Origin of the sequence: Flavobacterium shii (genome assembly GCF_025847235.1) — a bacterium.
GTDB classification, from domain to species: Bacteria; Bacteroidota; Bacteroidia; order Flavobacteriales; family Flavobacteriaceae; genus Flavobacterium; species Flavobacterium shii.
On sequence record NZ_JAOZEW010000052.1, the window covers coordinates 1 to 1,280 of the forward strand.

The following is a 1,280-nucleotide window of genomic DNA, read 5'->3' on the forward strand; positions in this document are numbered from 1 at the left end:
GTGAAAAGGGATGAGAGCCGATTCGCGCCTAAATGACTCACGAAGTACATTGTCGCAAAGATATGGCCTCATTCTTTTTTATCTTTTAGAGTCTGAACAGAATGTAAGGAACTACGCAGGTCGTATTATCCAGAATATCCAACCAGGAGACAAGACGAAGGGAGATTCATCACTTTATAATATTATTAAAAAAAAAAGGAAGTTATGAAAGTATTCAAGCAAGTATTAGGAATTGATGTAGCTCAAAAAGAATTGGTAGTTACTTTAGGAAGATTACATGATGATTTAACAATCGAATTGTACGCTTATGATGTTTTTAAAAATACAGATAAAGGTTTTTTAAAACTTTCTCATTGGGTAGATAAATTGACAGATAAAGCAATTAAAGTTCGATATGTAATGGAAGCTACGGGAGTGTACCATCAAAAATTTGCGTATTATCTTGATCAAAAAGAAGAAGATTTAAGTATTGTACTGCCCAATAAAATCAGTAATTACATGCGAACCTTGGATGTCAAAACAATTACAGATAAAACGTGCTCTGAGGCAATTGCCAGATTTGGGCTCGAAAGAAAGCTGGATAACTGGAAAAAGCCAAAAGAAATTTACAGGACTTTGAAACAACTCACAAGAGAACGACGTCAGATTACAGATGAGAGAACAATAGTAAAAAACCAGTTACATGCAGAAGAAACAGAGGCAATGCCATCTTTGTCAAGTATTGAACGCTCAAAAAGGAGAATACATTTTTTAAACACCCTTGAAAAAGAAATTAAAATCGAGATTCAGACCCGTATAAAAGACAATAAGGAACTTGCTAAAGATGTCAGTACTATTTGTACCATTCCCGGAATATCAATTTTGACAGCAGCAACTATTATTGGAGAAACAAACGGATTTGAACTCATACGCAATAAAAAGCAGCTCACAAGTTATGCTGGATTGGATGTAAAAGAAAAACTCTCAGGAACCTCAGTAAAAGGTAAGCCAACAATATCAAAAAAAGGAAATAGATATTTAAGAAGCTGTCTGCATTTACCGGCACTCAGTACGATAAAATGGGACGATAACTTTCGCAATCAATATGCCCGAATAGTGGCTAAGCATGGAATTAAAATGAAAGGATGTGTAGCGGTACAGAGAAAATTATTGGAACTAGTTTATGTTATTTATAAAAACAAAACGATATATGATAACGATTTTGAATCAAAAAAAAATAGCGTGCCAGCATAAAATGCTTGAACACGCTATACAGTCTAGCTCTTGGCTGACTAAGGATA

At 34.5% G+C, this 1,280-nt stretch carries 1 protein-coding gene; it reads left to right on the forward strand.

All coding sequences use genetic code 11. The features are described from left to right. Positions 1-204: 204 nt before the first annotated feature. Positions 205-1,233: an IS110 family RNA-guided transposase gene (locus OIU83_RS23510; protein WP_264208705.1), complete on the forward strand. Its 1,029-nt coding sequence runs from the start codon at positions 205-207 to the stop codon at positions 1,231-1,233. The last annotated feature ends 47 nt before the right edge of the window (positions 1,234-1,280 follow it).

Excerpts from the sequence above, each read along its gene's own strand:
- OIU83_RS23510 (WP_264208705.1), top strand. The coding sequence starts at position 205 with ATGAAAGTATTCAAGCAAGTATTAGGAATTGATGTAGCTCAAAAAGAA.